Annotated in this window: 20 protein-coding genes; 6 read left to right on the forward strand and 14 right to left on the reverse strand. The window is 67.9% G+C overall.

Going from position 1 to position 24,189, the window contains the following annotated elements; genetic code table 11:
- Positions 1 to 73: 73 nt before the first annotated feature.
- Positions 74 to 1,753 carry an electron transfer flavoprotein-ubiquinone oxidoreductase gene (locus K9U40_RS03105; protein ID WP_282888753.1) on the reverse strand — a complete coding sequence of 560 codons (1,680 nt, stop codon included), beginning with the start codon at positions 1,751 to 1,753 and terminating at the stop codon, positions 74 to 76.
- 275 nt (positions 1,754 to 2,028) lie between these two features.
- Between K9U40_RS03105 and K9U40_RS03110 the strand changes: the two genes are divergently transcribed.
- Complete coding sequence (locus K9U40_RS03110) at positions 2,029 to 2,916, forward strand: uracil-DNA glycosylase (protein ID WP_282888754.1); 888 nt, start codon at positions 2,029 to 2,031, stop codon at positions 2,914 to 2,916.
- A gap of 115 nt (positions 2,917 to 3,031) precedes the next feature.
- Here the strand turns inward: K9U40_RS03110 and K9U40_RS03115 are convergent, their stop codons facing one another.
- The 5 genes from K9U40_RS03115 to gcl all read right to left on the reverse strand — a co-directional run bounded on the left by K9U40_RS03115 (position 3,032) and on the right by gcl (position 9,531).
- Positions 3,032 to 3,529 carry a CYTH domain-containing protein gene (locus K9U40_RS03115; RefSeq protein WP_282888755.1) on the reverse strand — a complete coding sequence of 166 codons (498 nt, stop codon included), beginning with the start codon at positions 3,527 to 3,529 and terminating at the stop codon, positions 3,032 to 3,034.
- Between the two features lie 194 nt (positions 3,530 to 3,723).
- On the reverse strand, positions 3,724 to 5,316 hold the full coding sequence (gene pyk / locus K9U40_RS03120; protein WP_282888809.1) for a pyruvate kinase: 1,593 nt from the start codon (positions 5,314 to 5,316) through the stop codon (positions 3,724 to 3,726).
- 424 nt (positions 5,317 to 5,740) lie between these two features.
- On the reverse strand, positions 5,741 to 6,619 hold the full coding sequence (gene glxR / locus K9U40_RS03125; RefSeq protein WP_282888756.1) for a 2-hydroxy-3-oxopropionate reductase: 879 nt from the start codon (positions 6,617 to 6,619) through the stop codon (positions 5,741 to 5,743).
- Between the two features lie 96 nt (positions 6,620 to 6,715).
- On the reverse strand, positions 6,716 to 7,495 hold the full coding sequence (hyi, locus tag K9U40_RS03130) for a hydroxypyruvate isomerase (protein ID WP_282888757.1): 780 nt from the start codon (positions 7,493 to 7,495) through the stop codon (positions 6,716 to 6,718).
- A 260-nt stretch (positions 7,496 to 7,755) separates the two neighbouring features.
- Positions 7,756 to 9,531 (reverse strand): glyoxylate carboligase, encoded by a 1,776-nt coding sequence (gene gcl / locus K9U40_RS03135; RefSeq protein WP_282888758.1) that lies wholly within the window; start codon positions 9,529 to 9,531, stop codon positions 7,756 to 7,758.
- A 183-nt stretch (positions 9,532 to 9,714) separates the two neighbouring features.
- Between gcl and K9U40_RS03140 the strand changes: the two genes are divergently transcribed.
- The 3 genes from K9U40_RS03140 (at position 9,715) to K9U40_RS03150 (ending at position 12,313) form a co-directional block, all read left to right on the forward strand.
- Entirely contained in the window at positions 9,715 to 10,014 is a 300-nt protein-coding gene (locus K9U40_RS03140) for a YARHG domain-containing protein (RefSeq protein WP_282888759.1), read from the forward strand.
- Between the two features lie 125 nt (positions 10,015 to 10,139).
- Positions 10,140 to 11,432: a nicotinate phosphoribosyltransferase gene (gene pncB / locus K9U40_RS03145; protein WP_282888760.1), complete on the forward strand. Its 1,293-nt coding sequence runs from the start codon at positions 10,140 to 10,142 to the stop codon at positions 11,430 to 11,432.
- A gap of 242 nt (positions 11,433 to 11,674) precedes the next feature.
- Positions 11,675 to 12,313 (forward strand): peroxiredoxin, encoded by a 639-nt coding sequence (locus tag K9U40_RS03150; protein ID WP_282888761.1) that lies wholly within the window; start codon positions 11,675 to 11,677, stop codon positions 12,311 to 12,313.
- Between the two features lie 77 nt (positions 12,314 to 12,390).
- Here K9U40_RS03150 and K9U40_RS03155 read toward each other — a convergent pair whose 3' ends face one another.
- The 5 genes from K9U40_RS03155 to murJ all read right to left on the reverse strand — a co-directional run bounded on the left by K9U40_RS03155 (position 12,391) and on the right by murJ (position 20,032).
- Entirely contained in the window at positions 12,391 to 12,822 is a 432-nt protein-coding gene (locus K9U40_RS03155; RefSeq protein ID WP_282888762.1) for a CBS domain-containing protein, read from the reverse strand.
- A gap of 171 nt (positions 12,823 to 12,993) precedes the next feature.
- Complete coding sequence (locus K9U40_RS03160; protein WP_282888810.1) at positions 12,994 to 13,725, reverse strand: rhomboid family intramembrane serine protease; 732 nt, start codon at positions 13,723 to 13,725, stop codon at positions 12,994 to 12,996.
- Between the two features lie 224 nt (positions 13,726 to 13,949).
- Positions 13,950 to 17,129, reverse strand: coding sequence for an efflux RND transporter permease subunit (locus K9U40_RS03165; protein WP_282888763.1), 3,180 nt, complete (start codon positions 17,127 to 17,129; stop codon positions 13,950 to 13,952).
- 9 nt (positions 17,130 to 17,138) lie between these two features.
- A complete protein-coding gene (locus tag K9U40_RS03170; protein WP_282888764.1) occupies positions 17,139 to 18,311 on the reverse strand; it encodes an efflux RND transporter periplasmic adaptor subunit in 1,173 nt (390 codons plus the stop codon).
- Positions 18,312 to 18,481: 170 nt separating this feature from the next.
- Complete coding sequence (gene murJ / locus K9U40_RS03175; protein WP_282888765.1) at positions 18,482 to 20,032, reverse strand: murein biosynthesis integral membrane protein MurJ; 1,551 nt, start codon at positions 20,030 to 20,032, stop codon at positions 18,482 to 18,484.
- A gap of 287 nt (positions 20,033 to 20,319) precedes the next feature.
- Here murJ and K9U40_RS03180 point away from each other — a divergent pair, with 287 nt between their 5' ends.
- On the forward strand, positions 20,320 to 20,571 hold the full coding sequence (locus K9U40_RS03180; protein WP_282888766.1) for a hypothetical protein: 252 nt from the start codon (positions 20,320 to 20,322) through the stop codon (positions 20,569 to 20,571).
- 151 nt (positions 20,572 to 20,722) lie between these two features.
- On the opposite strand, the gene rnhA is transcribed toward K9U40_RS03180, so the two are convergent.
- From rnhA to ispH, 3 genes are read right to left on the reverse strand one after another with little or no spacing between them, the layout of a single operon-like run.
- The gene (gene rnhA, locus K9U40_RS03185) at positions 20,723 to 21,181 is read right to left on the reverse strand and encodes a ribonuclease HI (protein WP_282888767.1); all 459 of its coding nucleotides are present in this window, start codon (positions 21,179 to 21,181) and stop codon (positions 20,723 to 20,725) included.
- Positions 21,178 to 22,143: a homoserine kinase gene (locus K9U40_RS03190; RefSeq protein ID WP_282888768.1), complete on the reverse strand. Its 966-nt coding sequence runs from the start codon at positions 22,141 to 22,143 to the stop codon at positions 21,178 to 21,180. Before K9U40_RS03190 ends, rnhA begins: the two co-directional genes overlap by 4 nt.
- 3 nt (positions 22,144 to 22,146) lie before the next feature.
- A complete protein-coding gene (gene ispH, locus K9U40_RS03195; protein ID WP_282888769.1) occupies positions 22,147 to 23,133 on the reverse strand; it encodes a 4-hydroxy-3-methylbut-2-enyl diphosphate reductase in 987 nt (328 codons plus the stop codon).
- Between the two features lie 346 nt (positions 23,134 to 23,479).
- Between ispH and K9U40_RS03200 the strand changes: the two genes are divergently transcribed.
- Positions 23,480 to 24,184, forward strand: a complete 705-nt coding sequence (locus K9U40_RS03200; protein ID WP_282888770.1) for a DUF1013 domain-containing protein — start codon at positions 23,480 to 23,482, stop codon at positions 24,182 to 24,184.
- The last annotated feature ends 5 nt before the right edge of the window (positions 24,185 to 24,189 follow it).

Genomic DNA, 24,189 nt, shown 5'->3' on the forward strand with positions numbered 1-24,189 from the left:
CTCGATCTTCCTTTTGTTTTTTTTAATGATCCGCCGCTCACCGATCTCTACCCCTATTAAGTCTTCGGCAGCGTCAGCTGTGTTTATGAGACAAGTTCGGCCCACCGCCGCCTTCCGGCGCGGTCCAGGTGATGTTCTGGTTCGGATCCTTGATGTCGCAGGTCTTGCAGTGCACGCAGTTCTGCGCGTTGATCTGGAAGCGCGGCGCGTCCGCCCCCTCCTCGATCCACTCATAGACGCCGGCCGGGCAGTAGCGGTTGGACGGGCCGGCATAGATGTCGTGCTCGGACGCCTTCTGCAGGGCCATGTCCTTCACCACCAGATGCACCTGCTGGTTCTCCTCGTGGTTGGTGTTGGAGAGGAACACCGAGGACAGCTTGTCGAAGGTGAGCACGCCATCCGGCCGGGGATAGGCGATCTTCTTGCAGTCCTTGGCCGGCTTCAGCGAGGCGGCGTCGGTCTTGCCGTGCTTCAGGGTGCCGAACAGGGAGAAGCCCAGCGTGTTGGTCCACATGTCCAGCGCGCCGAGCGGGATGCCGACGAAGGTGCCGAGCTTCGACCACAGCGGCTTCACATTGCGCACCTTCTTCAGGTCCGCGCCGATGGCGGACGAGCGCCACGCCGCCTCGTAGCTCGCAAGCTCATCATGGCCGCGATCCTCGGCGAGCGCGCCGGCGAGGTGATCGGCGGCGAGGATGCCGGAGAGCACCGCATTGTGGCTGCCCTTGATGCGCGGCACGTTCACGAAGCCCGCCGCGCAGCCCACCAGCACGCCGCCGGGGAAAGAGAGCTTGGGCACGCTCTGGTACCCGCCTTCCGAGAGGGCGCGGGCGCCGTAGGCGATGCGCTTGCCGCCCTCGAAGGTGTCGCGGAAGAAGGGATGAGTCTTGAAGCGCTGGAACTCGTCGAAGGGAGAGAGCCAAGGGTTCTGGTAGTTGAGGTGGACCACGAAGCCCACCATCACCTGCTCGTCCTCCATGTGGTAGAGGAAGGCGCCGCCGCCGGTCTTGCCGTCGAGCGGCCAGCCGAAGCCGTGCTGCACCAAACCGGGCCTGTGCTTCTCCGGCTTCACCTTCCACAATTCCTTGAGGCCGATGCCGAATTTCGGGACGTCGCGGCCGGCATCGAGGCCGTATTTCGCGATGAGCTGCTTGGTGAGGTGGCCGCGCGCACCCTCGGCGAACACGGTGTAGCGGCCCCGCAGTTCCATGCCGCGGGTGAACTCGGCCTTCATCTCGCCGTTCTTGTCGACGCCCATGTCGCCGGTGGCGATGCCTGCCACGGCGCCCTTCTCGTCATAGAGGATCTCGTCGGCGGCAAAGCCGGGATAGATCTCGACCCCCAGCGCCTCGGCCTTGGCGGCGAGGAAGCGGCAGACATTGCCGAGCGAGCCGACGAAATTGCCGTGATTGTTCATCAGCGGCGGCATGGCGAAATTGGGCAGGCGGATGCCGCCGGCGGGGCCGAGCAGATAGAAATGATCATCCGACACCTGGACCGAGAGCGGGGCGTCCGCCTCCTCCCGCCAGCCGGGGACGAGCGCATCGAGACCAACCGGATCAATGACGGCGCCGGAGAGGATGTGGGCGCCCACCTCCGAGCCTTTCTCCACCACCACCACCGAGATCTCGCTGCCGCGCTCGGCCGCCTGCTGCTTCAGGCGAATGGCGGTGGCAAGCCCGGCAGGCCCGGCGCCGACCACCACCACGTCATAATCCATGCCTTCGCGTTCAGGCAGTTCCGCCTCGCTCATGCCTCAAGCTCCCCTGTCTCTCGTTCCTTGCTTGGACTTTTTCCACGGTTGCAGCGCAATGACAATCGGCTCAATGCCGCATACGACAATCCATTGCCTTATACGAGCAAATGGTGATCCGGCCCGGCAAGCGGGACGTGGCACGGGAGGCGGCAAGCGACGCCCGGCCCCGCCCGGCAAGCCGGCCGGCCAAGGCGTTCTCCTTGCTGCGGCCGGAGGGCAGCGCACCGAGCAAATTGATGCAATCTGCTCGGTGCGCGCACTAGAATGGAATTATGACTCTGACGCCCCGTGACGACCTCGCCGATATCCTCGCTTTCTATCAGGAGGCGGGCGTGGACGTGGCCGTGGGCGAGGCGCCGGTGAATCGTTTCGCCGAAAGCGCGGCGGAGCAGACCCGGGCCCGGCGCCCACCGGCGGTTCAGGTTCCCGACACGCCTTCGCCCCATGGCATCGTCGGGCGTCCGCAGGCTGCCGCCGCACGCCCCACCCCCACGGCGCCGCCCCGTTCCAACGCTGCGTCCGCTTCGGGCGCCTCGGCGCTGGTCACCCAGCCGCCGGACGAGGCGGTGATGTCGGCGCGGGAGGCGGCGCGGAACGCCGAAAGCCTGGACGCCCTGCGCGCCATCCTCGACGGTTTCGACGGCTGCGCCCTGAAGCGCACCGCGAGCCGACTGGTGTTCGCCGACGGCAATCCGCAGGCGAAGGTGATGTTCGTGGGCGAGGCGCCGGGCCGCGACGAGGACCAGCAGGGCCTGCCCTTCGTCGGCCGCTCGGGCCGGCTGCTGGACCTGATGATGGCGGCCATCGGCCTCGACCGCACCAGCGCCTACATCGCCAACGTCATCCCCTGGCGCCCGCCGGGCAACCGCACGCCGACGCCCCAGGAAACGGCGGTGTGCCTGCCCTTCATCAAGCGCCAGATCGAATTGGCGGACCCGGACATTCTGGTGTGCCTCGGCGGCCCGTCGGCGCAGGCGCTGCTCGCCACCACAGAGGGCATCACCAAGCTGCGCGGGCGGTTCATGGACTATGAGACCGGCACCCGCACCATTCGCGCCATCGCCACCTTCCATCCCGCCTATCTGCTGCGCACGCCGCTGGGCAAGCGCCTCGCCTGGCGGGACATGCTGGCGGTGGAAGCCGCGCTGAAGGGCGCGTGATACCAAAACGGCCTTTTGTCTTTGACCGGTGCCGGGAGGGCTCCGCTCAGGCGCCCCGCGGGTCCAGAACCGACCGCTGACGCGTCAGGCGCATCGCCCATTGGCATGACGCCCTTCAGAGGCCGTTGCCCAGTTCCCCCTCGACGAGGGCGAGGCCGCCCAGCGGCGCGCTGACGAGGGAGGAGTTGCGGTAGCGGGGATCGTCGGTGACTTCCTCGCCCACCCAATCGGGCAGCGCGACCCGCTCGTCCGCGCGGGCGAGTTCCACCTCGGCCATGACCAGCCCGTCATTCTCGCCCTCGAACACGTCGACGGTCCAGAGCTTGCCGGCATGCTCCAGAAAATAGCGCGTCTTCTCGATGAGGGGACGCGAGCACAGGGTCTCGAGCATGACCTCGGCATCTTGGAGGGGAATGGGATATTCGAACTCGGCGCGGCTGAGGCCCTGGGTCTTGCCCTTCACGGTGATGAAGGCTTCTGCGCCGGCGATGCGTATGCGCACCGTGGCTCCGTCGCCGAGGGACAGATAGCCCTGCCGGATGGCGCAGGCCCGCGCGCCGGCGCGCCAGCGGTTCGATTTGACGAGGAATTTGCGCTCGATTTCGACAGGCATCAGCTGCTTGACCCCATAGCCGGCAGCTTAACCCCATTTTACGGGGGCCCGTCCAGAGCGAGGGCGGTTCCATGGCACCGCCCGACGAAAGAAAACGATTTCGGCACCTTGCCTGCGTCAGAAGGCAGCGGCAGGGGACAGCGGAGGCCGGGTGGGGGTGCGGCCGGAGGTTGCCCGGCCGCACCAGAACCGCGTTAAGCGTGCACCTTGCCGCCCTGGGTTTTTGCGTCCTTGGCTTTGGCCTCATGAGACTTGGCCTCATGAGACTTGGCCTCATGAGCTTTGGCCTCATGAGCTTTGGACGGGTGCGCCTTGGGCGAGCGGACCGCTGGCGTGTCCACGTCATGGCGGGAGGGCGGGCTGTCAGCGCCGATGGTGGTGATGCGCATGATGTTGGTGGTGCCGGGCCTGGCGAAGGGCACGCCGGCGGTGATGGCCAGCCGGTCCCCCGGCTTGCCCAGGCCATGCTCCACCGCCGTGCGCACCGCCGTATCCACCATGTCGCCGAAGGAATGGATGTCCTCCTTCATGTGCACGGCGTGCACCGCATAGGAGAGGGCGAGGCGCCGCGCGGTCTCCATCTTCGGGGTAAGGCCAAGGATCGGGATGGCCGGGCGCTCGCGCGCCGCCCGCAGGCCCGTGGTGCCCGACAGGGTGAAGGCCACCAGCGCCGAGGCGTCCACCGCGATGGCGGCCTGGTAGGTGGCCTTGGTCACCGCGTCGCCGATGGTCTTGCCCCATTCCGCCTGGGTGGCATCCAGCACCTGCCGGTAGCCGGGATCGCATTCCACGTGGCGGATGATGTCGTCCATGAAGGTGACGGCCTCCACCGGGAACTGGCCCGCCGCCGTCTCCGCCGAGAGCATCACGCAGTCGGCGCCCTCATAGACCGCGGTGGCCACGTCCGACACCTCGGCGCGGGTGGGCACCGGGGCGGTGATCATGGATTCCAGCATCTGGGTGGCGACGATGACCGGGCGGCCATATTTGCGCGCCTCGGCGATCATCCGCTTCTGCAGCGCCGGCACCTCGGCCAGCGAGATTTCGACGCCGAGGTCGCCGCGGGCCACCATGATGGAATCGGACAGTTCCACCAGCTCGGTGAGGTGCTCCACCGCCGACGGCTTCTCCATCTTCAGCATCACCGCCGCGCGGTCCTTGATGAGGGCGCGCGCCTCGTGGATGTCCTCCGGCCGCTGCACGAAGGAGAGGGCGATCCACTCCACCCCCGCCTCGCAGGCGAATTCCAGGTCGAGGCGGTCCTTCTCGGTGAGCGGCGACAGCGGCAGCACCACGTCTGGGATGTTGAAGCCCTTGTTGTTGGAGAGCTTCACGCCCGCCACCACCTGGGCCTCCAGGAAGCCCTCGCCCTTCTTCACCACCTTGAGGCGCACCTTGCCGTCGTCGCACAGCACGGTGGAGCCGACCGTGAGGGCGGCGAGGATGTCCGGGTGCGGGATCGGCACGCGGGTCTCGTCGCCGAGCCGGTCCACGTCGGCGTCGAAATGCAGGATGTCGCCGGCCTTGATGGCGATGGCGCCGTCCTTGAAGCGGCCGATGCGCAGCTTCGGCCCCTGCATGTCGGCGATGACGCCGATGGGCCGGTTCATCTCCTTCTCCAGCCGGCGGATGCGGTCCAGCACCACGCCGTGATCGGCCTGGGTGCCATGGCTGAAATTGAGGCGGAACACGTCCACGCCCGCGAGGAACAGCGCCTTCAGCTTCTCCTCGCTGTTGGAGGCGGGGCCGACGGTGGCGACGATCTTGGTGGAGCGCTGGCGCTTCAGGGGCTGGCGCTGCGGTTCACCGTGCAACTCACCCTGCGACTCGGGCTGTTCTTGGCGCTTTGTGGGCATTGGGACTTTCCTCCGGCTCCCGCGATTGTTCACGCCTTGATTGTGCGTCTTGTTGAGTCGAGCGTTCTTAGGGGCATCATGCGCGCCCTTCGTGTACGCATAAAGTCGCATAAACGGCAGCAGCGCTGACGGATAGCCGGGCGGGCCGTTTCACCCGGGGACGGCCCCGCCGCCCGGTCCGCTCGGAGGGAAACGCCGGGCCTCGGCGCCTCGGCATCCCGTCCTGGAGGGCGCGCGCCCGGATCGGCCCCGGATCGGCGTTTGGCGGTCCCCTGCCCGCATCCGCCCGTCATGGCAGGCGCCCTGCCCTCCCCCGCGTGCGGGGGAGGGAAAATCGGCGACGGCGCGGCGCGCCTCACGCCACGTCGTGGTTGGCCATCAGCTCGAGCGCCTTCACCATGGCGGAGTGGTCCCACTTGGAGCCGCCATGGGCGGCGCAGGTGTTGAACAGCTCCTGGGCGGTGGCGGTGTTGGGCAGGGCGACGCCGAGGGCGCGGGCGCTCTGGAGCGCGAGGTTGAGGTCCTTCTGGTGCAGCTCGATGCGGAAGCCCGGATCGAAAGTGCGCTTCACCATGCGCTCGCCGTGCACCTCGAGGATCTTGGACGAGGCGAAGCCGCCCATGAGCGCCTGGCGCACCTTGGCCGGGTCGGCGCCCGCCTTGGAGGCGAACAGCAGGGCCTCGGCCACCGCCTCGATGGTCAGCGCGACGATGATCTGGTTCGCGACCTTGGTGGTCTGGCCGTCGCCGTTGCCGCCCACGAGGGTGATGTTCTTGCCCATCTTCTCGAACAGGGGCTTCACCTTCTCGAACGCGCCCTCCGGCCCGCCGATCATGATGGTCAGCGAGGCGGCCTTGGCGCCCACCTCGCCGCCGGAGACCGGGGCGTCGAGATAGTCGCAGCCGAGCGCGTTGATCTTCTCCGCGAAGCCCTTGGTGGCCACCGGCGAGATGGAGCTCATGTCCACCACGATCTTGCCCGCGGACAGGCCCTCGGCGACGCCGCCCTTGCCGAACAGGGCCCCTTCCACATGCGGAGTGTCCGGCACCATGGTGATGATGATGTCGGCGGCCTTCGCCACGTCCGCGGAGGAGGCGCAGGCGGTGGCGCCCTTCGCCGTCAGCTCCGCGGGGATGCGGAACACGTCATAGACGAACAGGGTGTGGCCGGCGTCGATGAGGTGACCCGCCATGGGGGACCCCATGATGCCGAGGCCGATGAATCCGACGTTCATGTGCGTTTCTCCTGAAGAGCTCTCATTTGCATCTGCCGCACGTGCGGCCGGAAGGCGCCCCCTCCCCCGCAAGCGGGAGAGGGGGCCGCGTCGTGCCTAGCCCTTGTAGGGCGCGAACCAGCCGATGCCCTCGTCGGTGGTGGTCTTCGGCTTGTATTCGCAGCCGATCCAGCCGTCGTAGCCGGCCTCGTCGATGGCCTTGAACAGGAACGGATAGTTGATCTCCCCCGTGCCCGGCTCGCCGCGGCCCGGATTGTCGGCCAGCTGGATGTGCTTGATGCGGGCGATGTTGGCGCGGATGGTGGGGGTGAGATCCCCTTCCATGATCTGCATGTGATAGATGTCGTACTGGAAGAAGATGTCGTCCGCCCCCACTTCGTCCAGCACCGCCAGGGTCTGCCTGGTGTTATGCAGGTGGAAGCCGGGGATGTCGCGGGTGTTGATGGCCTCCACCACGAAGGGAATGCCCGCCGTCTTCAGCTCGGCGGCGGCGAACTTGAGGTTCTTCACCAGGGTCTCATGGACCTGTTCCGCCGGCACATCCTTCGGGGTGAGGCCCACGAGGCAGTTCAGCGCCTTGGTGCCCAGCGCCTTCGCATAGTCGATCCCCTTGCCGACGCTGTCCTGGAACTCGCCTTCGCGGCCCGGCAGGCAGGCGATGCCGCGCTCGCCCGCCGCCCAGTCGCCGGCCGGCAGATTGTGCAGCACCTGGGTGAGCTTGTAGGTGGCCAGCTTCTCCGCCAGCGCATCCTTTTCATACGGATAGGGAAAGAGATATTCGACCCCGGTGAAGCCGGCTTGAGCCGCCTTTCCGAAGCGGTCGAGGAAGTCGATCTCGTTCCACAGCATGGTGAGATTGGCGGCGAACTTGGGCATGCGTCTCTCCGCGGGCTGAGCCTTGGGCCAGAGCATTTTTCCGCTCGCCTTGGCTCACGGAAATCGCTCTAGAGTTTTGCGTTAACGCGTTTTCTTCACGCGAACCGGTATCCACTTCGCTTGAAAACGCTTTAGTCACGCCGCCATGCCCCGGCCTTCCGGGGCATCCACGGCTTATGGAAAGGGGCGAAGGGCGGCAAAGGGCACCCCCCGGAGGAACCGGAGGATGCCGCACATGCCGGGAGCGGAGCCTGCGGGGATTATTCCGCCGGCTCCAGGGCGCGGACCTGATCCAGCGGCACGTCGAGGATTTCCTCGAACTCGTTGACCGCGTTGATCTCCACCCCCATGGCGATGTTGGTGACGCGCTCCAGGATGAATTCCAGCACCACCGGCACCTGATGCTCGTCCATGAGCTTCTGGGCGTTGGCGAAGGCGTCCTTGAACTCGTTGGGGGTGCGCACGCGGATGGCCTTGCAGCCGAGGCCCTCGGCCACCGCCACATGATCCACGCCGTAGGCACCGGCCTCCTCCGAGTTGATATTGTCGAAGGCGAGGCTCACCTCGAAGTCCATGTTGAAGCCGCGCTGCGCCTGCCGGATGAGGCCGAGATAGGAGTTGTTCACCACCACGTGCAGGTAGGGCAGCTTGTGCTGGGCGCCCACCGCCAGCTCCTCCACGAGGAACTGGAAATCATAATCGCCCGAGAGCGCCACGATCTTGGCATCGGGCCGCGCGGCGCGCACGCCGAGGGCCGCCGGCAGGGTCCAGCCGAGCGGGCCGGCCTGGCCGCAATTGATCCAGTGGCGCGGATTGTAGACGTGCAGGAACTGCGCGCCGGCGATCTGCGACAGGCCGATGGTGGACACATAGGTGACGTCGCGGCCCAGCGCCTCGTTCATCTCCTCATAGACCCGCTGGGGCTTCAGCGGCACCACGTCGAAGTGGGACTTGCGCAGCATGGTCTGCTTGCGCTCCAGGCATTCGCCGGCCCACGCCGACCAGTCCGGCAGCTTGCCGGCAGCTTTCAGCGCCTTCGCCGCGGCCACGAACAGCTCCAGCGCCGCTTTGGCGTCGGAGACGATGCCGAAATCCGGCCCGAACACGCGGCCGATCTGGGTCGGCTCGATGTCCACATGGATGAACTTGCGTCCCTCCGTATAGACCTCCACCGATCCGGTGTGGCGGTTGGCCCAGCGGTTGCCGATGCCGACCACAAAGTCGGACGCGAGCAGGTTGGCGTTGCCGTAGCGGTGCGAGGTCTGCAGGCCGCACATGCCGGCCATCAACGGATGGTCGTCGGGGATGGTGCCCCAACCCATGAGGGTGGGGATGACCGGGATGCCGGTCAGCTCGGCGAATTCCACCAGCAGGTCGGAGGCATCCGCATTGATGACGCCGCCGCCGGAGACGATCAGCGGGCGCTGCGCGCCGAGGATCATCTCCATGGCCTTGTCGATCTGTGCCTGCGTCGCCGCCGGCTTGTAGACCGGCAGGCTGGCATAGGTCTCCTCGTCAAACTCGATCTCGGCGAGCTGCACGTCGATGGGCAGGTCGATGAGCACCGGGCCGGGACGGCCCGAGCGCATGACATGGAACGCCTGCTGGAACACCATGGGGACGAGGGCCGGCTCGCGCACGGTCACCGCCCACTTGGTGACCGGCTTGGCGATGGATTCGATGTCCACCGCCTGAAAGTCTTCCTTGTACAGACGGGCGCGGGGCGCCTGGCCGGTGATGCACAGGATCGGGATGGAATCCGCCGAGGCCGAATAGAGCCCGGTGATCATGTCGGTGCCGGCGGGGCCGGAGGTGCCGATGCACACGCCGATATTGCCGGCCACCGCACGGGTATAGCCCTCGGCCATGTGGGAGGCGCCCTCCACGTGGCGCGCCAGAACGTGGCGGATGGAGCCGCGCGCCTTCATGGCGGAATAGAGCGGGTTGATGGCCGCGCCCGGCACGCCGAAGGCGCAGCGGATGCCTTCCTTCTCAAGGACACGGACGGCGGCATCGACAGCACGCATGCGGGCCATGGCTCTTCCTCCTGTTGGTCTTATTGACTTGCATTCTGAATACGCCCCGGCCGTCTTCGCTTCTATGGGAAGAAACGGAATGACATTGATGCCATGAGAGAAACAATCATGCGCACCGCCGTCATTCTCCCGGTCCGGTCGCGGTGCTAGCCTGCCGAGCGGGACGGAAGGCGGGAGGCGGGGATGAACAAGCCGGCGCTCATTCGGGGCTTGGTGTGGGGCACGCTGGTGCTGGGCGTTTCGGGCGCCGTACCGGCGTTCACGCCGGCTGCGCAGGCCCAGGCGCTGAGCGAATTATCGTGCCGCGCGCTGTGGTATCAGCGCAATGCCGTCTATGCGGAGCGCGGCTACTGCTTCAAGACGGCGGACGCCATCGCCACCTTCGGCGAGCGCTGCTTCCCGCCCTACGGCCAGCTCACCCCGTCCCAGCAGCGCTACGTGGACGAGGTGAAGATGTGGGAGGCGCGCAAGGGCTGCCGCTGAGCGGAATTTGCTGCGAACGGATCGCATCGCGCGCCGGCATGCTATAGGTAGGATGCCTGCCCCCCCGGAGCCGTCCGCGACCGGACGCCGCCTCCCAAGACGACGCCAATGATAAGACGACGCCAATGACCGACATCGCGACGCGCGTCTACAACCACACCTGGAAGATCGACCCCATCGTGCGCTCCGTGCTCGACACGGACTTCTACAAGCTCTTGATGGGGCAGACGATCTTCAACCGCCATCGGGCGACACGCGTCACCTTCGGCATCCATAACCGCTCCACCCACATCCGGCTGGCCGAGATCATCGACGTGGGCGCCCTGCGCGAGCAGCTCGACCATGTGCGTTCCTTGAAGCTCACCCGGGGCGAGAGCACCTGGCTGCGCGGCAACATGTTCTACGGCAAGCGGCAGATGTTCTCGCCGGACTATGTGGCCTGGCTGGAGGGCTTCCGCTTCCCCGCCTATCACCTGGAGAAGCGCGACGGGCAGTATGAGCTGACCTTCGAGGGGCCGTGGGTCGAGACCACCATGTGGGAGATCCCGGCGCTTGCCATCATCAACGAACTGCGCTCGCGCGCCGTGCTCAAGGGCATGGGCAAGTTCGAGCTGCAGATCCTCTATGCCCGTGCCATGGCACGGGTGTGGGAGAAGGTGCAGTTCCTGAAGACCCTCGCCCCCGTCAACATCGCCGATTTCGGCACCCGCCGCCGCCATGGCTTCCTGTGGCAGGACTGGTGCGTGCAGGCGCTGATCGAGGGGCTCGGCGAGGGCTTCCTCGGCACCTCCAACTGCCTCATCGCCATGCGGCGCGAGGTGGAGGCCACCGGCACCAATGCCCACGAGCTGCCCATGGTCTATGCGGCGCTGGCCCGCAACGAGGAGGAGCTGCGCTGGGCGCCCTATCAGGTGCTCGCCGACTGGCAGGAGGATTATGACGGCAACCTGCGCGTCATCCTGCCCGACACCTACGGCACCAGCGGCTTCCTCGCCCATGCCCCCGACTGGGTGGCGCACTGGACCGGAATCCGCATCGACAGCAAGGAGCCGGTGGCGGGCGGCGAGGAGGCCATCGCCTGGTGGAAGGCGCGGGGACAGGACCCGCAGGACAAGCTCGCCATCTTCTCCGACGCCCTCGATGCCGAGGAGGTGGCGCGCATCCATCGCACCTTCCTCGGGCGCATGCGGCTCGGCTTCGGCTGGGGCACGCTGCTGACCAACGACTTCCGCGGCCTCGCCCCGAATGGCGCGCTCGATCCCATCTCCATCGTCTGCAAGGTGGTCTCCGCCAATGGCCGCCAGGCGGTGAAGCTCTCCGACAATCCCACCAAGGCCATGGGCCCCGCCGACGAGATCGAGCGCTACAAGCGGGTGTTCGAGGTGGGCGCGCAGGTGGCCCGCCGCGCCGTGGTCTGAGCGGGCGCTCCCGGGCGGGAGCCGAGGCCGGCCTTGCCCATGGCCCCCGACCGCCGCGCGCGAAGATCGGGGCGGCGGACCCACGCCCCATCATCCCCGTTTCGTCCGGACCCGGGCCCACGCCCCGTTGCCCGCTTATACGCCCGCACGCACGCAATCGGGCGTAATTCACCTTTAAATGCATCGACGATGTGGTATAATTTCAATATCAACGCGTTTTATATGTGATATTGGAGCAGAACATGGCGACCCTGCGACTTGGCGACGTGGTTCCCGATTTCGAGGCCGTGACCACCGAAGGCCCCATCAAGTTTCACGAGTGGCTCGGCGACAGCTGGGGCATCCTGTTCTCCCACCCCAAGAACTTCACCCCGGTCTGCACCACCGAGCTTGGCCAGGTGGCGCACCTGAAGGGCGAGTTCGACAAGCGCGGCGTGAAGGTGATCGGCCTGTCGGTGGACACCATCGAGAACCACCCGGCCTGGGTGGGCGACATCAAGGACGCCACCGGCGCCACCCTGAACTTCCCGCTGATCGCCGACGCGGACAAGAAGGTCTCCGACCTCTACGACCTCATCCATCCCAACGCGAACGACACACTCACCGTGCGGTCGGTGTTCATCATCGGGCCGGACAAGAAGCTGAAGCTGTCCCTCACCTATCCGGCCTCCACCGGCCGCAACTTTGCCGAGATCCTGCGGGTGGTGGACAGCCTCCAGCTCACCGCCAAGCACTCGGTGGCGACCCCGGTGGACTGGAAGCATGGCGACGACGTGATCATCGTCCCGTCCCTGTCCGACGACGCGGCGAAGGAGAAGTTCCCCGACGGCTGGAAGACCGTAAAGCCCTATCTGCGCGTGGTGCGCCAGCCCGGCGCCTGAGGGGGCCTCATCCAGCTTCTGCCGCGGGCGCGTCCCGCGGCATCCGGTCCGGCCGGCTCGTGCCGGCCGGACCCGTTTCAGGCCGACATGATGTAGTCGCGCAGCTGCGCGCTCTCGCGCTCCATCTCCTCGACGCGGAACTTCACCACATCGCCGATGGAGATGATGCCCACGAGCTTGTCGCCCGACACCACGGGCACGTGGCGGAAGCGGCCGCGCGTCATGCGCTCCATGATCACCGGAATGGTCTCGTCGGGGGTACAGGTCACCACCGCGCGCGTCATCACGCTCGACAGCGGCTCGGCGAGCACGCCGACGCCCTGCTCGCCGATGAGGCGCACCACGTCCCGCTCCGAAATGATGCCTTCCACGCTCATGGCGTCGTCAACCACCACGATGGCGCCGATGCGGCGCCCGGCAAGGCGCGCCACGGCATCGCCCACGGTCGCGTCCGGCCCGATGGTGCAGATGTCGCTGCCCTTGCGGCTGAGGATGACGCTCACGGTCATTGGTGTTTGCTCCCTTCTCACAGTCCAGGGACCGGCTTCGCGATTGGCCGGTCTTCTCTGGCTCATTGCCCGAATGCGTGATGATCCCTCGCATCGCGCTGCGACGCAAGCGCGCAGTCAGCGCCGTGCAACGCAACCGCCGTCCGGCGGCAGAAGGCTTCCCCCGGGCGCTCAGCCCGAAGGGGCGCGGCTGGCGCGACGGGGGACGGGATCGAACAGGGAGAACAGCAGCAGGCCGGCGACGAATCCGCCCACATGGGCCTGCCAGGCGATCTGCGCGCCGTCCGCCCCCGGCAGGGATACCCCGACGGCGAACAGCAGGTTGAGGGCGAAGAAGGCGCCCACGAACACCAGCGCCCGGCGATCGCGGAGACTGTCCAGGAGCGAGCCGGCGGGCTGGTGGTCGGCGAAGAGGACGCGCCGGCCCGACAGGGCCGCGCCGGGGGCGAAGGCGAAGCGCACCGCCGCCGCCATGGCGCCGGATACCGACGCCGACGCGCCGATGAGCGGCAGCAGCTCGTCCGGATAGCTGACATAGTGCGCCAGCGCGCCGCCCGCCGCCGTCACCGCGAAGAAGGCCACGAACCGGGCCGAGCCGAAGCGCCGCGCCACCGGCGTGCCGAAGGCCAGCAGCCAGACCAGGTTGACGATCAGGTGCATCCAGTTGGCGTGCAGGACGGCGTAGCTCACCGTGGTCCACACCTTCGGCCCGAAGCCGCCGGGCAGGTAGAACACGGTGTCCGGCAGGGAGTAGCGGGCCGGGATGAAGGCGAAATAGGTCAGGACCTCAAGGTCTGCCTCGTCCGACAGCACCAGGACCCGCAGCGCGTGGATCAGCACCATGCCGAGCGCCAGCGCCGAGATGGCCGCAGGCACGTTGAAGATGGGCTGCCGATCCGGCATGCCGGGGAAGGAAGGGCTACGGGACACCGCCTGCACATAGGAGGCGGGACACCGCCCGGCAAGCCCAAAGGTTGACGCGCCCCTGCGGCGGCTTTGCCGGGCCCCTGCGCAACCGGCCTCGGCGCACGGGTTTCATCCGCCGCGCGCAGGCCGGGGCGAACGCTGGCGGCGCCCCGTCACCGTACCGGCCGCGCCCCGGAAAGGGCACGACCGGCGGGATGATCCTACTCGGCCGGGGCCGGGTGCTGCGGGGTCTCGGCCTTCGCCGCGCGGCGGGCGCCGAGACCGGCGAGCCAGCGGGCGAAGACGTAGAAGGTGGGTGTGAAGATCAGGCCGAACAGGGTCACGCCGATCATGCCGGCGAACACGGCGGTGCCCAGCGCCTGCCGCAGCTCCGCGCCGGCGCCGGTGGCCCACACCAGCGGCACCACGCCGAGGATGAAGGCCAGCGAGGTCATGATGATGGGACGCAGCCTGAGCCGCGCCGCCTCCACCGCCGCCTCGCGCCGGCCATGGCCCTGGTCTTCCAGCTGCTTGGCGAACTCGACGATGAGGATGGCGTTCTTGGCGGCAAGGCCGATGAGCACGATGAAGCCCACCTGGGTCAGGATGTTGTTGTCCTGACCCCGCAGGATCACGCCGATGAGCGCCGCCACCAGGCACATGGGCACGATGAGGATGACCGCCAGAGGCAGGGTCAGGCTCTCATACTGGGCCGCCAGCACCAGGAACACGAACACCACGCCCAGCGCGAAGGCGAAGATGGCGGTGTTGCCGGCCTTCTGCTGCTGGTAAGCCAGCGCCGTCCATTCATAGGAGAAGCCCTGCGGCAGCACCTTCGCCGCCAGATCCTGCATGATCTGGATGGCCTGGCCCTGCGAATAGCCGGGGGCCGGCGAGCCGTCGAGTTCGGCGGCGGGATAGAGATTGTAGCGCGGCACCCGGTAGGGACCGGAAATGTCGCGCACCGTGGTGAAGGAGCCGAGCGGCACCGTCTCCCCGCCCGCGGTCCGCACCCGGATCGAGAGCACGTCCTTGGGATCGAGCCGGAACGGCGCATCGGCCTGGGCCTGCACCCGGAAGGTGCGGCCGAACAGGTTGAAGTCGTTGACGTAGGAGGAGCCGATATAGGTCTGCAACGCGGCGAACAGGTCGGCGGTGTTCACCCGCAGCAGCTGCGCCTTCTGCCGGTCGATGTCGAGGAACAGCTGGGGCGTCGAGGTCTCGAACAGCGAATAGACCTGCATCAGCCCCGGGGTCTGCGCAGCGGCGCCCATCATGGCATAGGTGGCGTTGCGCAGGGCGAGGAGGCCCGAGCCGGAGCGGTCCTCGATCATCATGCGGAAGCCGCCGGCATTGCCGATGCCCTGCACCGGCGGCGGCTGCACCACGATCATCTGGGCTTCCTGGATGCCCGCCATCTTGCCGAACAGCACCCTCTGCACCGCCGCCGCCGTCTGCTCGGGATGGCCCTCCCGCTCGGGGAAGGGCTTCAGGATCACGAACATGGCGCCCGCGTTCGGCGCGTTGGTGAAGGTGGCGCCCGAGAAGCCGGCGATGTTGATGACGCGGCTGACGCCCGGCGTGCCGAGCACCAGGTCGCCGGCCTGCTTCATCACCGTCTCGGTGCGCTGCATGGAGGCGCCGGGCGGCAGCTGGGCGGCGATGATGAGATAGCCGCGGTCCTGCTGCGGGATGAAGCCCTGGGGCGTGGTGGTGAACAGATAGCCGCCGAAGGCAACGATGCCCGCATAGACGATGAGCACCAGCGCCACCACCCGCACCAGCCGCGCGGTCAGATAGGCATAGCCGTTGCCGAGCCCCTCGAAGGCGCGGTTGAAGAGGCCGAAGAAGCCCACCACCGGCCGGGCGTACCAAGCCGGCTTCTGGTGCACCGAGCGGTGCGGCTTCAGCAGCAGCGCGCACATGGCCGGCGACAGGGTCAGCGACACCAGCAGCGAGATCAGCGTGGAGCCGGCGATGGTGAGGGCGAACTGGCGATAGAATTCGCCGGACAGGCCGGTGATGAAGGCGGTGGGCACGAACACCGCCGTCAGCACCAGCGAGATGGCCACCAGCGCGCCGCCCACCTCGTCCATGGTCTTGTAGGCGGCATCCCGCGGGGAGAGGCCCGCCTCGATGTTGCGCTCCACATTCTCCACCACCACGATGGCGTCATCCACCACGATGCCGATGGCCAGCACCAGGCCGAACAGGGACAGGTTGTTCAGCGAGAAGCCGAACAGGCCCATGACGAAGAAGGTGCCGATGAGCGAGATCGGGATGGCGAGGATGGGGATGATCGCCGCCCGCCAGCTCTGGAGGAACAGGATCACCACCAGCACCACCAGCACGATGGCCTCGCCGATGGTGTGCACCACCGCATCCACCGACTGCTGGATGAACTGGGTGGGGTTGTAGTAGATGCCGTACTTCAGCCCCTCGGGGAAGGTCTTGCCGATGCGCGCCATCTCCGCCACCACCGCGTTGCCGGTGGCGAGGGCGTTGGAGCCGGGGCGCTGGAACACGCCGAGCTGGATCGAGATGTCCTTGTCGAGGAACGAGGTCGAGGCATAGTCCTGGGCCGCGATCTCCACCCGGCCCACGTCCTTCAGCCGCACCAGCGCCTGGTCGGTCTGCTTGATGACGATGTCGGAGAAGGCCCGCGCGTCCGTAAGCCGGCCGAGGGTGCGCACCGCGATCTGGAAGGCGCGCTGCTCCGGCACCGGCGGCGCGTTGAGCACGCCGGAAGCCACCTGCACGTTCTGCGCCTTGAGCGCCGCCACCACGTCCGTGGTGGTGAGGTTGAGCTGGGACAGCCGGTTCGGATCGAGCCAGATCTGCATGGCGTATTCGCGCGAGCCGAACACGGTGATGGAGCCCACGCCGTCGATGCGCGAGAGCACGTCCTTGATCTCGATATTGGCGAAGTTCGAGATGAAGAGCGGATCGCGCGAGCCGTCGGGCGAATACAGGCTGACCACCAGCATCAGGTCGGGCGAGGACTTGGCCGTGACCACGCCCACCTGCTGCACTTCGCTCGGCAGGCGCGGCTGGGCGATGGCGACGCGGTTCTGCACCTGCACCTGGGCGATGTCGAGGTTGGTGCCGATGTCGAAGGTGACGGAAATGGAGAAGCGGCCGTCCGCCGTCGAGTTGGACGACAGGTAGAGCATGCGCTCCACGCCGTTGATCTGCTGCTCGATGGGCGCGACCACGGTCTCGGCGACAATCTCCGCCGAGGCGCCGGGATATTGCCCGGTCACGGTGATCACCGGCGGGGCGATGTCCGGATACTGGGCCACCGGCAGGCGCAGGTAGGTCACCGCGCCGAGGATCATGACGACGGCGGAGACCACCGAGGCGAAGATGGGGCGGTCGATGAAGAAGTGTGAGAAGCGCATCTTCTCACCTCACTTCGCGGTCGTGGCGGCGGCTGCGGGCGGCGGGCTGGCCTCCGCCATCTGCGGGTTGACGGTGACGCCGGGCCGCACGCGCATGAGGCCGTTGACCACCACCTTGTCCTCCGCCGTGAGGCCGGAGCGGATCACCCGCATGTCGCCCACCAGCGGCCCCAGGGTGACCACCTTCTGCAGCACCTTGTTCTCCGGCCCGATCACATAGACGAACTTGTTCACCTGCTCGGTGCCGATGGCGGCGTCCGGCACCGCCAGCGACTGGTAGGGGGCGGACGAGTCGAGGCGGATGCGGGCGAACATGCCGGGGCGGAACAGGCCGTTCTTGTTCTCGAACACGGCACGGCCACGGATGGTGCCGGTTTCCCGGTCGATGACGTTGTTCAGGAAGTCGAGCTTGCCCGGGTGGATGAAATCCTTGTCGTCGATGAGCTTGAGGGCGACCGGGTCGCCGGAAACGTCGGCCCCGCCCTTGCGGCGCAGGATGCGCAGCAGGGCGGCCTCGTCGATGGTGAACTCGAAGCGTATGGGATCGGTGGAGACGATCACCGCGAGCAGGGTGGGCGTCGCGCCCGATCCCGCCGCCACATAGTTGCCCACCGACACCCGCCGGTCGCCGATCCGGCCCGACACCGGGGCGCGCACCTCGGTGAAGGTGAGATCGAGCTGGGCGGAACGGACGGCAGCCTCCTGCGACAGCTCCGTCGCGGCGGCTGCGCGCGCGGCCTGGGTGCGCTGGTCGAAGGTCTGCTTGGAGATGGCGTTCGAGGTGCGGTCCTCAAGCAGCGTCCTGGCGCGGTCGAGGTCCGCCTTGGTGAAGTCCAGATTGGCCTTGGCCTGATCCAGGTTGGCCTTGGCCTGGTCGAGGGCGATCAGGTACGGGCGCTGGTCGATGGTGAAGAGCAGGTCGCCCTCCTTCACCATCTGGCCGTCGGTGAAATGGATCTTGTCGAGATAGCCGGCGACGCGGGCCCGCACGTTCACCTCGTCGATGGCGACGAAGCGGCCCACATACTCGTCCTGGTCGGTGACGGTCTTGGTCTGGGGCGTGGCCACCGTGACCTGGGGCGGGGGCGGCGCACCCTGCTGCTGGGCGGAAGGCTGTCCGCACGCGGCAAGCGGCAAGGTGAGCGCAGCGACGAGGACCCAAAGGCGCGGGGCAGGCGTCATGGCAATCCGGCTCCTGAGCGGTGAAACATCCGCCAACGAAGATTTTGGAGAAGGTTCGGCACCCCCCGCAACTGACGAGCCGAAACCGGAAGACGGCGCATCCGATAGCATATGCTGCTGCGATGCAAAACGGTTGATCCCGGCAAAATTCCGAGATCGTCGCCGGCCTGTCATTGCGGCAACGGCGGCGCCCGTCGACCCGTGACCCCGGCGATGAAGCCGCGCCCGAGCAGAACAATGGTCGCGCCAGCGTAGACCAGGGCGCCGGCCAGGATCACCAGCAGCAGCATCACTTCCGCGCGAGCCGGCAGGTCCGCCTGCAACACGGCGCCGGCCAGCAGCTGCGTGCCGAAGAGGCTCGCGCCCACCAGAACGCCCACCCCGAGAAGGCGCAGCAGGTGCCCCCCCAGCGCCGCGTCACCCACCGGATAGCCGCGCCGCAGGGCGAAGAAGACCAGAAGCCCCACATTGATCCAGCCGCCCGCCGCCGTGGCGAGGGCAAGGCCCACCTGGGCGAGGCTGCCCATGAGCGCGAACTTCAGCGCCACGTTGAGCGCCACCGCCGTGAGCGAGGCGATCATGGGCGTGCGGGTATCGCCCCGGGCGTGGAAGGGCGCGATGAAGGCGCGCACCACCACGAAGGCGAGGAGGCCCACCCCATAGGCCTGCAGCGTCGCCGCCGCCGCCGCGGCATCGGCATTGGTGAAGGCGCCGCGGGCGAACAGCGCCCGCATGGTCAGGTCCGGCACCAGCAGCGCGGCCGCCACGAAGGGCAGCGCGAGGAGGGCGGCCAGCTCGATGGCGCGCGCCTGCGAATAGGCGGCGCCGCGATCGTCCTTCGCGGCGAGGCGCCGCGACATTTCCGGCAGCAGCACCGTGCCCACCGCGATGCCCACCACGCCGATGGGCAGCTGGTTGATGCGGTCCGCATAATAGAGCGCCGAGAGCGCGCCCGCCGGCAGGAAGGTGGCGATGATGGTATCGGCGAACAGCGCGATCTGCACCCCCGCCGAGCCGATCACCGCCGGGCCCAGCGCCTTGAGGAACTGCCGCGTGCCGGGATCGAGCTTCGGCCGGCCGAACCTCAGCCCGATGCCGTGGCGTTCCGCATCGAGCCCCACCGCGAACAGCTGCGCCACGCCGGAGATGAGCACGCCCCACGCCGCCGCATGTCCGGCGGTGGGAAAGAGCGCCGCGCCCAGGAGCGTGCCCACCATGCACACATTCATGAGGATGGGCGCCGCCGCCGCCATGGCGAAGCGGTCGGACGCATTCAGCGCGCCGGAGACCAGCGTCGCCACCGAGATCAGCGCCAGGTAGGGAAAGGTGATGCGCGTGAGCGTCACCGCCAGGCCGAACCGCTCGGGGTCATCCGCGAGGCCCGGCGCCAGCAGCGCCACGAATTGCGGCGTGAAGCCCAGGGCCAGGGCGAGGAGCACGGCATGGACCAGCGCCATGGCGGTGAGGATCTCGTCGGCGAACGCCCGCGCCGAGGCGGCACCGTCCTGCTCCCGGAGCCGCGCATAGGTGGGCACGAAGGCGGCGTTGAAGGCGCCCTCGGCGAAGATGGCGCGGAAATGGTTGGGCAGGCGGAAGGCGACGAGGAAGGCGTCCGCTACCGGCCCCGCGCCCAGCACGGCTGCCATCACCACGTCGCGGATGAAGCCGGCGAGGCGCGAGACGAGCGTCAGCCCGCCGACGGAAAGGATGTTGCGGAACATGGGAACGGGCGGCCCCAGAAACGGTTTCGAGCGAAGCGGACACCCCGTCGCATCCGGAAAGCGTGTCAACGCGAGGATGCACCGAACAGGTGGCCGGACCCTAAAGGGCCGCGCGGCGGGAGGGAAGGCGTCAGTCCGCCCCCTCCCCGCGCCGGCCTCCGGGGTTCGAGGGCGGCCGCAGGGCACGACCAAGGCGATATCCGGCCGGCCCGATAGCGGGGGCATGCCCCGCCGCATACCGTTGGCCTCGCCACGCCATGCAACCCATGATAGCATTAAAGGGTTGGATGCTTGCCGCCGCACGCGGCATGGAAGGGGTTGGGGCGATGAACAAACTGTTATGGGCACCTCTGTTCGGGGTGCTGGCCATGGCGGCGGCCGGCCGCGACCAGGCACTGGCGCAGGGGACCAAAACCATCGACCAGATGCGGCAGGAGTGCCTGGCCGAAAATCCTCCGGCGCGGCAGGCGGACCGCTCGACCCTCATCTCGCGCTGCATCGAGCGCAAGAAGGAAGAGGCCAGCAAGAAAAAGTCCTGACTGGCCGTCCGGACCACCGGGAAGGCATCGCCCGGTCCCTCAAGTCAGGCCCGGCGGTGCGCCGGTCAGCCGTGTCGAACCGCCGGCGACGCCGTGCGGAAACGCCTTCCGGCTCCCGCGCGGGACGGCCGGGGGCCGGCTCGAGGCCCCCTCAGGCGCCGCCGAGCCGGCCCTTCAGCTTGAACGGCGCCATGCCCGCGCGGGCCAGTTCGTCCGCGCGCTCGTTCTCGGCGTGGCCGGCATGGCCCTTCACCCAGTGCCAGCGGATGGTATGGCGCTTCAGCGCCGCGTCGAGCCGCTCCCACAGGTCCTGGTTCTTCACCGGCTTCCTGTCGGCGGTGCGCCAGCCGTTGCGCTTCCAGCCGTGCATCCACTTGGTGACGCCGTCCTTCAGATAGGCGCTGTCGGTGTGCAGATCGACCGCGCAGGGCTCCTTGAGCGCCTCCAGCGCGGAGATGGCGCCCATCAGCTCCATGCGGTTGTTGGTGGTCAGCGGCTCGCCACCGCTCAGCTCCCGCTCGTGGGCGCCGAAGCGCAGGATCGCGCCCCAGCCGCCGGGGCCGGGATTGCCCGAGCAGGCCCCGTCCGTGAACACCGCCACCTCTTTCATGCCGCCAGACCGTAATCCTGCGCACTGTCCACCGCCTGGTGGAAGCGCAGCTTCCTGAGATATTCCAGCGGGTCCTTGGGACGCACCAGCGCGCCCTCCGGCACGTTCAGCCAGTCCACGAGGCGGGTCAGCAGGAAGCGCAGCGCGGCGCCGCGGGCAAGGCGCGGCAGGGCGGCTTTCTCCTTGTCCGAAAGCGGCCGCACCGCCTCGTAGCCGGACAGCAGCGCCCGCCCCTTGGTGACGTTGTAGGCCCCGTCCGGCTCGAAGCACCACGCATTGAGGCACACCGCCACGTCATAGGCGAGGAAGTCGGTGCAGGCGAAGTAGAAGTCGATGATGCCGGAGAGCTTTTCGTCGAGGAAGAAGGCATTGTCCGGGAACAGGTCGGCATGGATGACGCCCGCCGGCAGGCCCTTCGGCCAGCTCGCCTCCAGCGTCGCCAGCTCCGCCGCGATGGCGGCGGCAAGGCCCGGCGCGACACCGTCCGCCTGCCCGTCCGCCGCCTCGAACAAGGGCCGCCAGCCGGCGACGGAGAGATTGTTGGCCCGCGCCAGGGCGAAGTCCGCGCCGGCCAGATGCAGCCGGGCGAGGCCCCGCCCCAGCTCGGCGCAATGCTCGGCCGTGGGCCGGCGCACCGACACGCCCGGCAGGAAGGTGACCATGGCCGCCGGCCGCCCCGCAATCTCCGAGAGCACCGCCCCCGAACGCTGCGCCACCGGCTGTGGGCACGACAGGCCCCGCGCCGCCAGATGCTCCATGAGGCCGATGAAGAACGGCAAATCGTCCCGGTTCACCCGCTTCTCGTAGAGGGTGAGGATGTAGCTGCCGCGCGTGGTCTGAACCAGGAAGTTGGAGTTCTCCACCCCCTCCGCGATGCCGTGGAAAGAGGTGAGCGTGCCCACGTCATAGCCGGACAGGAAGGCTTCAAGCTCCGCCGGCGAAACATCCGTATAGACCGCCACGATCTACTCCGCCGCATCCGGCCGCAAAGCACGCGGCAGGGGGAAGAACACGTCTTCTTCCGTGGAGGTCACGGTCTCGACCGTCACGGCGAAGCGTTCGGCGAAGGCGTCGATGATCTCTTCCACCAGCACCTCGGGGGCCGAGGCGCCAGCGGTAACGCCGAGGCTGGCGATGCCGGAGAACATCGTCCAGTCGATCTCTGCCGCCCGCTGCACCAGCACGGCGCGGGCGCAGCCGGCGCGCTCGGCCGCCTCGCGCAGGCGCTGGGAATTGGAGGAATTGGGGGCGCCCACCACCACCAGCGCATCCACCTTGGGCGCGATGGCTTTGACCGCCTCCTGCCGGTTGGTGGTGGCGTAGCAGATGTCTTCCTTGTGCGGCTCGCAGAGCGCGGGGAAGCGCTCGCGCAGGATGGCGACCATCTCGGCGGTATCGTCCAGCGACAGGGTGGTCTGGGTCACATAAGCGAGGTTTTCGGGATCGCGCGGCATCACGGCGCGCGCCTCCGCGGCGGTCTCGATCAGGGTGAAGGCGCCGTCGGGCAGCTGGCCGATGGTGCCCACCACCTCCGGATGGCCCTGATGGCCGATGAGCAGGATGTGCCGGCCCTTGCGGAAATGCACCTGCGCCTCGCGGTGCACCTTGGTCACCAGCGGGCAGGTGGCGTCGATGGCGAACAGCTTGCGGGCCGCCGCCTCGTCCGGCACCGCCTTCGGCACGCCGTGGGCGGAGAAGATGACCGGCGCGGCGGTGTCCGGCACCTCGTCCAGCTCCTCCACGAAGACGGCGCCCTTCCGCTTGAGGTCTTCCACCACGTATTTGTTGTGCACGATCTCGTGGCGCACATAGACCGGCGCGCCGTAGAGCTTCAGCGCCTGCTCCACGGCGTCGATGGCCCGCACCACGCCCGCGCAGAAGCCGCGCGGCGCGGCAAGAAGGACCTTGAGCGGCGGCTTTGCGGCGGCATCCAGCTTTTCGGAGGCGTCCATGGCAGGCTCGAATTGGGGCATCGGGCGAATTGGCGGCCTCGCGGCGCCCCTGTCAAGCCGGCGCGACGGCGCGCCGGCGATTTCGGGCGGTCATCCCGGCACCGCTCATTTTGCCGGCCGGCGCGCGCGGCAATTGCAACTTGCCCCCGGCGCGCTTATGTTGGCGCCATCCCGGATATAAGCGATGAGTTCCGTGGTCCGCCCCAGGGGAGGGGTGGCCTTGCGAACCCGCATACACCGACACCATCACATCCCGGCGCCGGCACCGACCAAGCCCAGGCGCCACAGGACCGAACAAGCCCGAGGACCGAAGCGTCCGACGACCAACAAGCCGCAAGAGGCCGCCATGTCGAACATACCTTTGATGCCCAAGGCCACCGCCGTCTGGCTCGTGGACAACACCGCGCTCTCCTTCGAGCAGATCGGCGATTTCTGCAAGCTGCACCCCCTCGAGGTGAAGGGCATCGCCGACGGCGAGGTGGCGCAGGGAATCAAGGGACTCGACCCCATCTCCACCGGCCAGCTTTCCCGCGACGAGATCACCCTCGCCGAGAAGGACCCCAACCGGCGCCTCAAGCTGCTGGAATCCAAGGTCCGCCTGCCGGAGCAGAAGAAGCGCCGCGGGCCGCGCTACACCCCGGTCTCGCGCCGCCACGACCGGCCTAACGCCATCCTCTGGCTGCTGCGCAACCATGCCGAGCTGAAGGATGCGCAGATCATCCGCCTGGTGGGCACCACCAAGGCCACCATCCAGTCCATCAAGGACCGCACCCACTGGAACTCGGCCCAGCTCTCACCCATGGACCCGGTGACGCTGGGCCTGTGCAGCCAGATCGACCTCGACCTCGAAGTCCAGCGCGCCGCCAAGGATCGCCCCGCCACCGCGATGGAGGACCGCGGCGCCACCCTGCTGCCGGCGGACGTCACCACCGGGAAGGAGGACCACGAGGAGGAGGCCCCCAAGGGCCGCGAATCCCTCGACCTGGAGACGGTGTTTGCCAAGCTTGGCGGCTCGAAGAAGGGCGAGAGCGAGGACGACGACGAGGAGTGATACCC

The organism is Xanthobacter autotrophicus (assembly GCF_030015065.1).
Taxonomy (GTDB): domain Bacteria; phylum Pseudomonadota; class Alphaproteobacteria; order Rhizobiales; family Xanthobacteraceae; genus Xanthobacter; species Xanthobacter autotrophicus_D.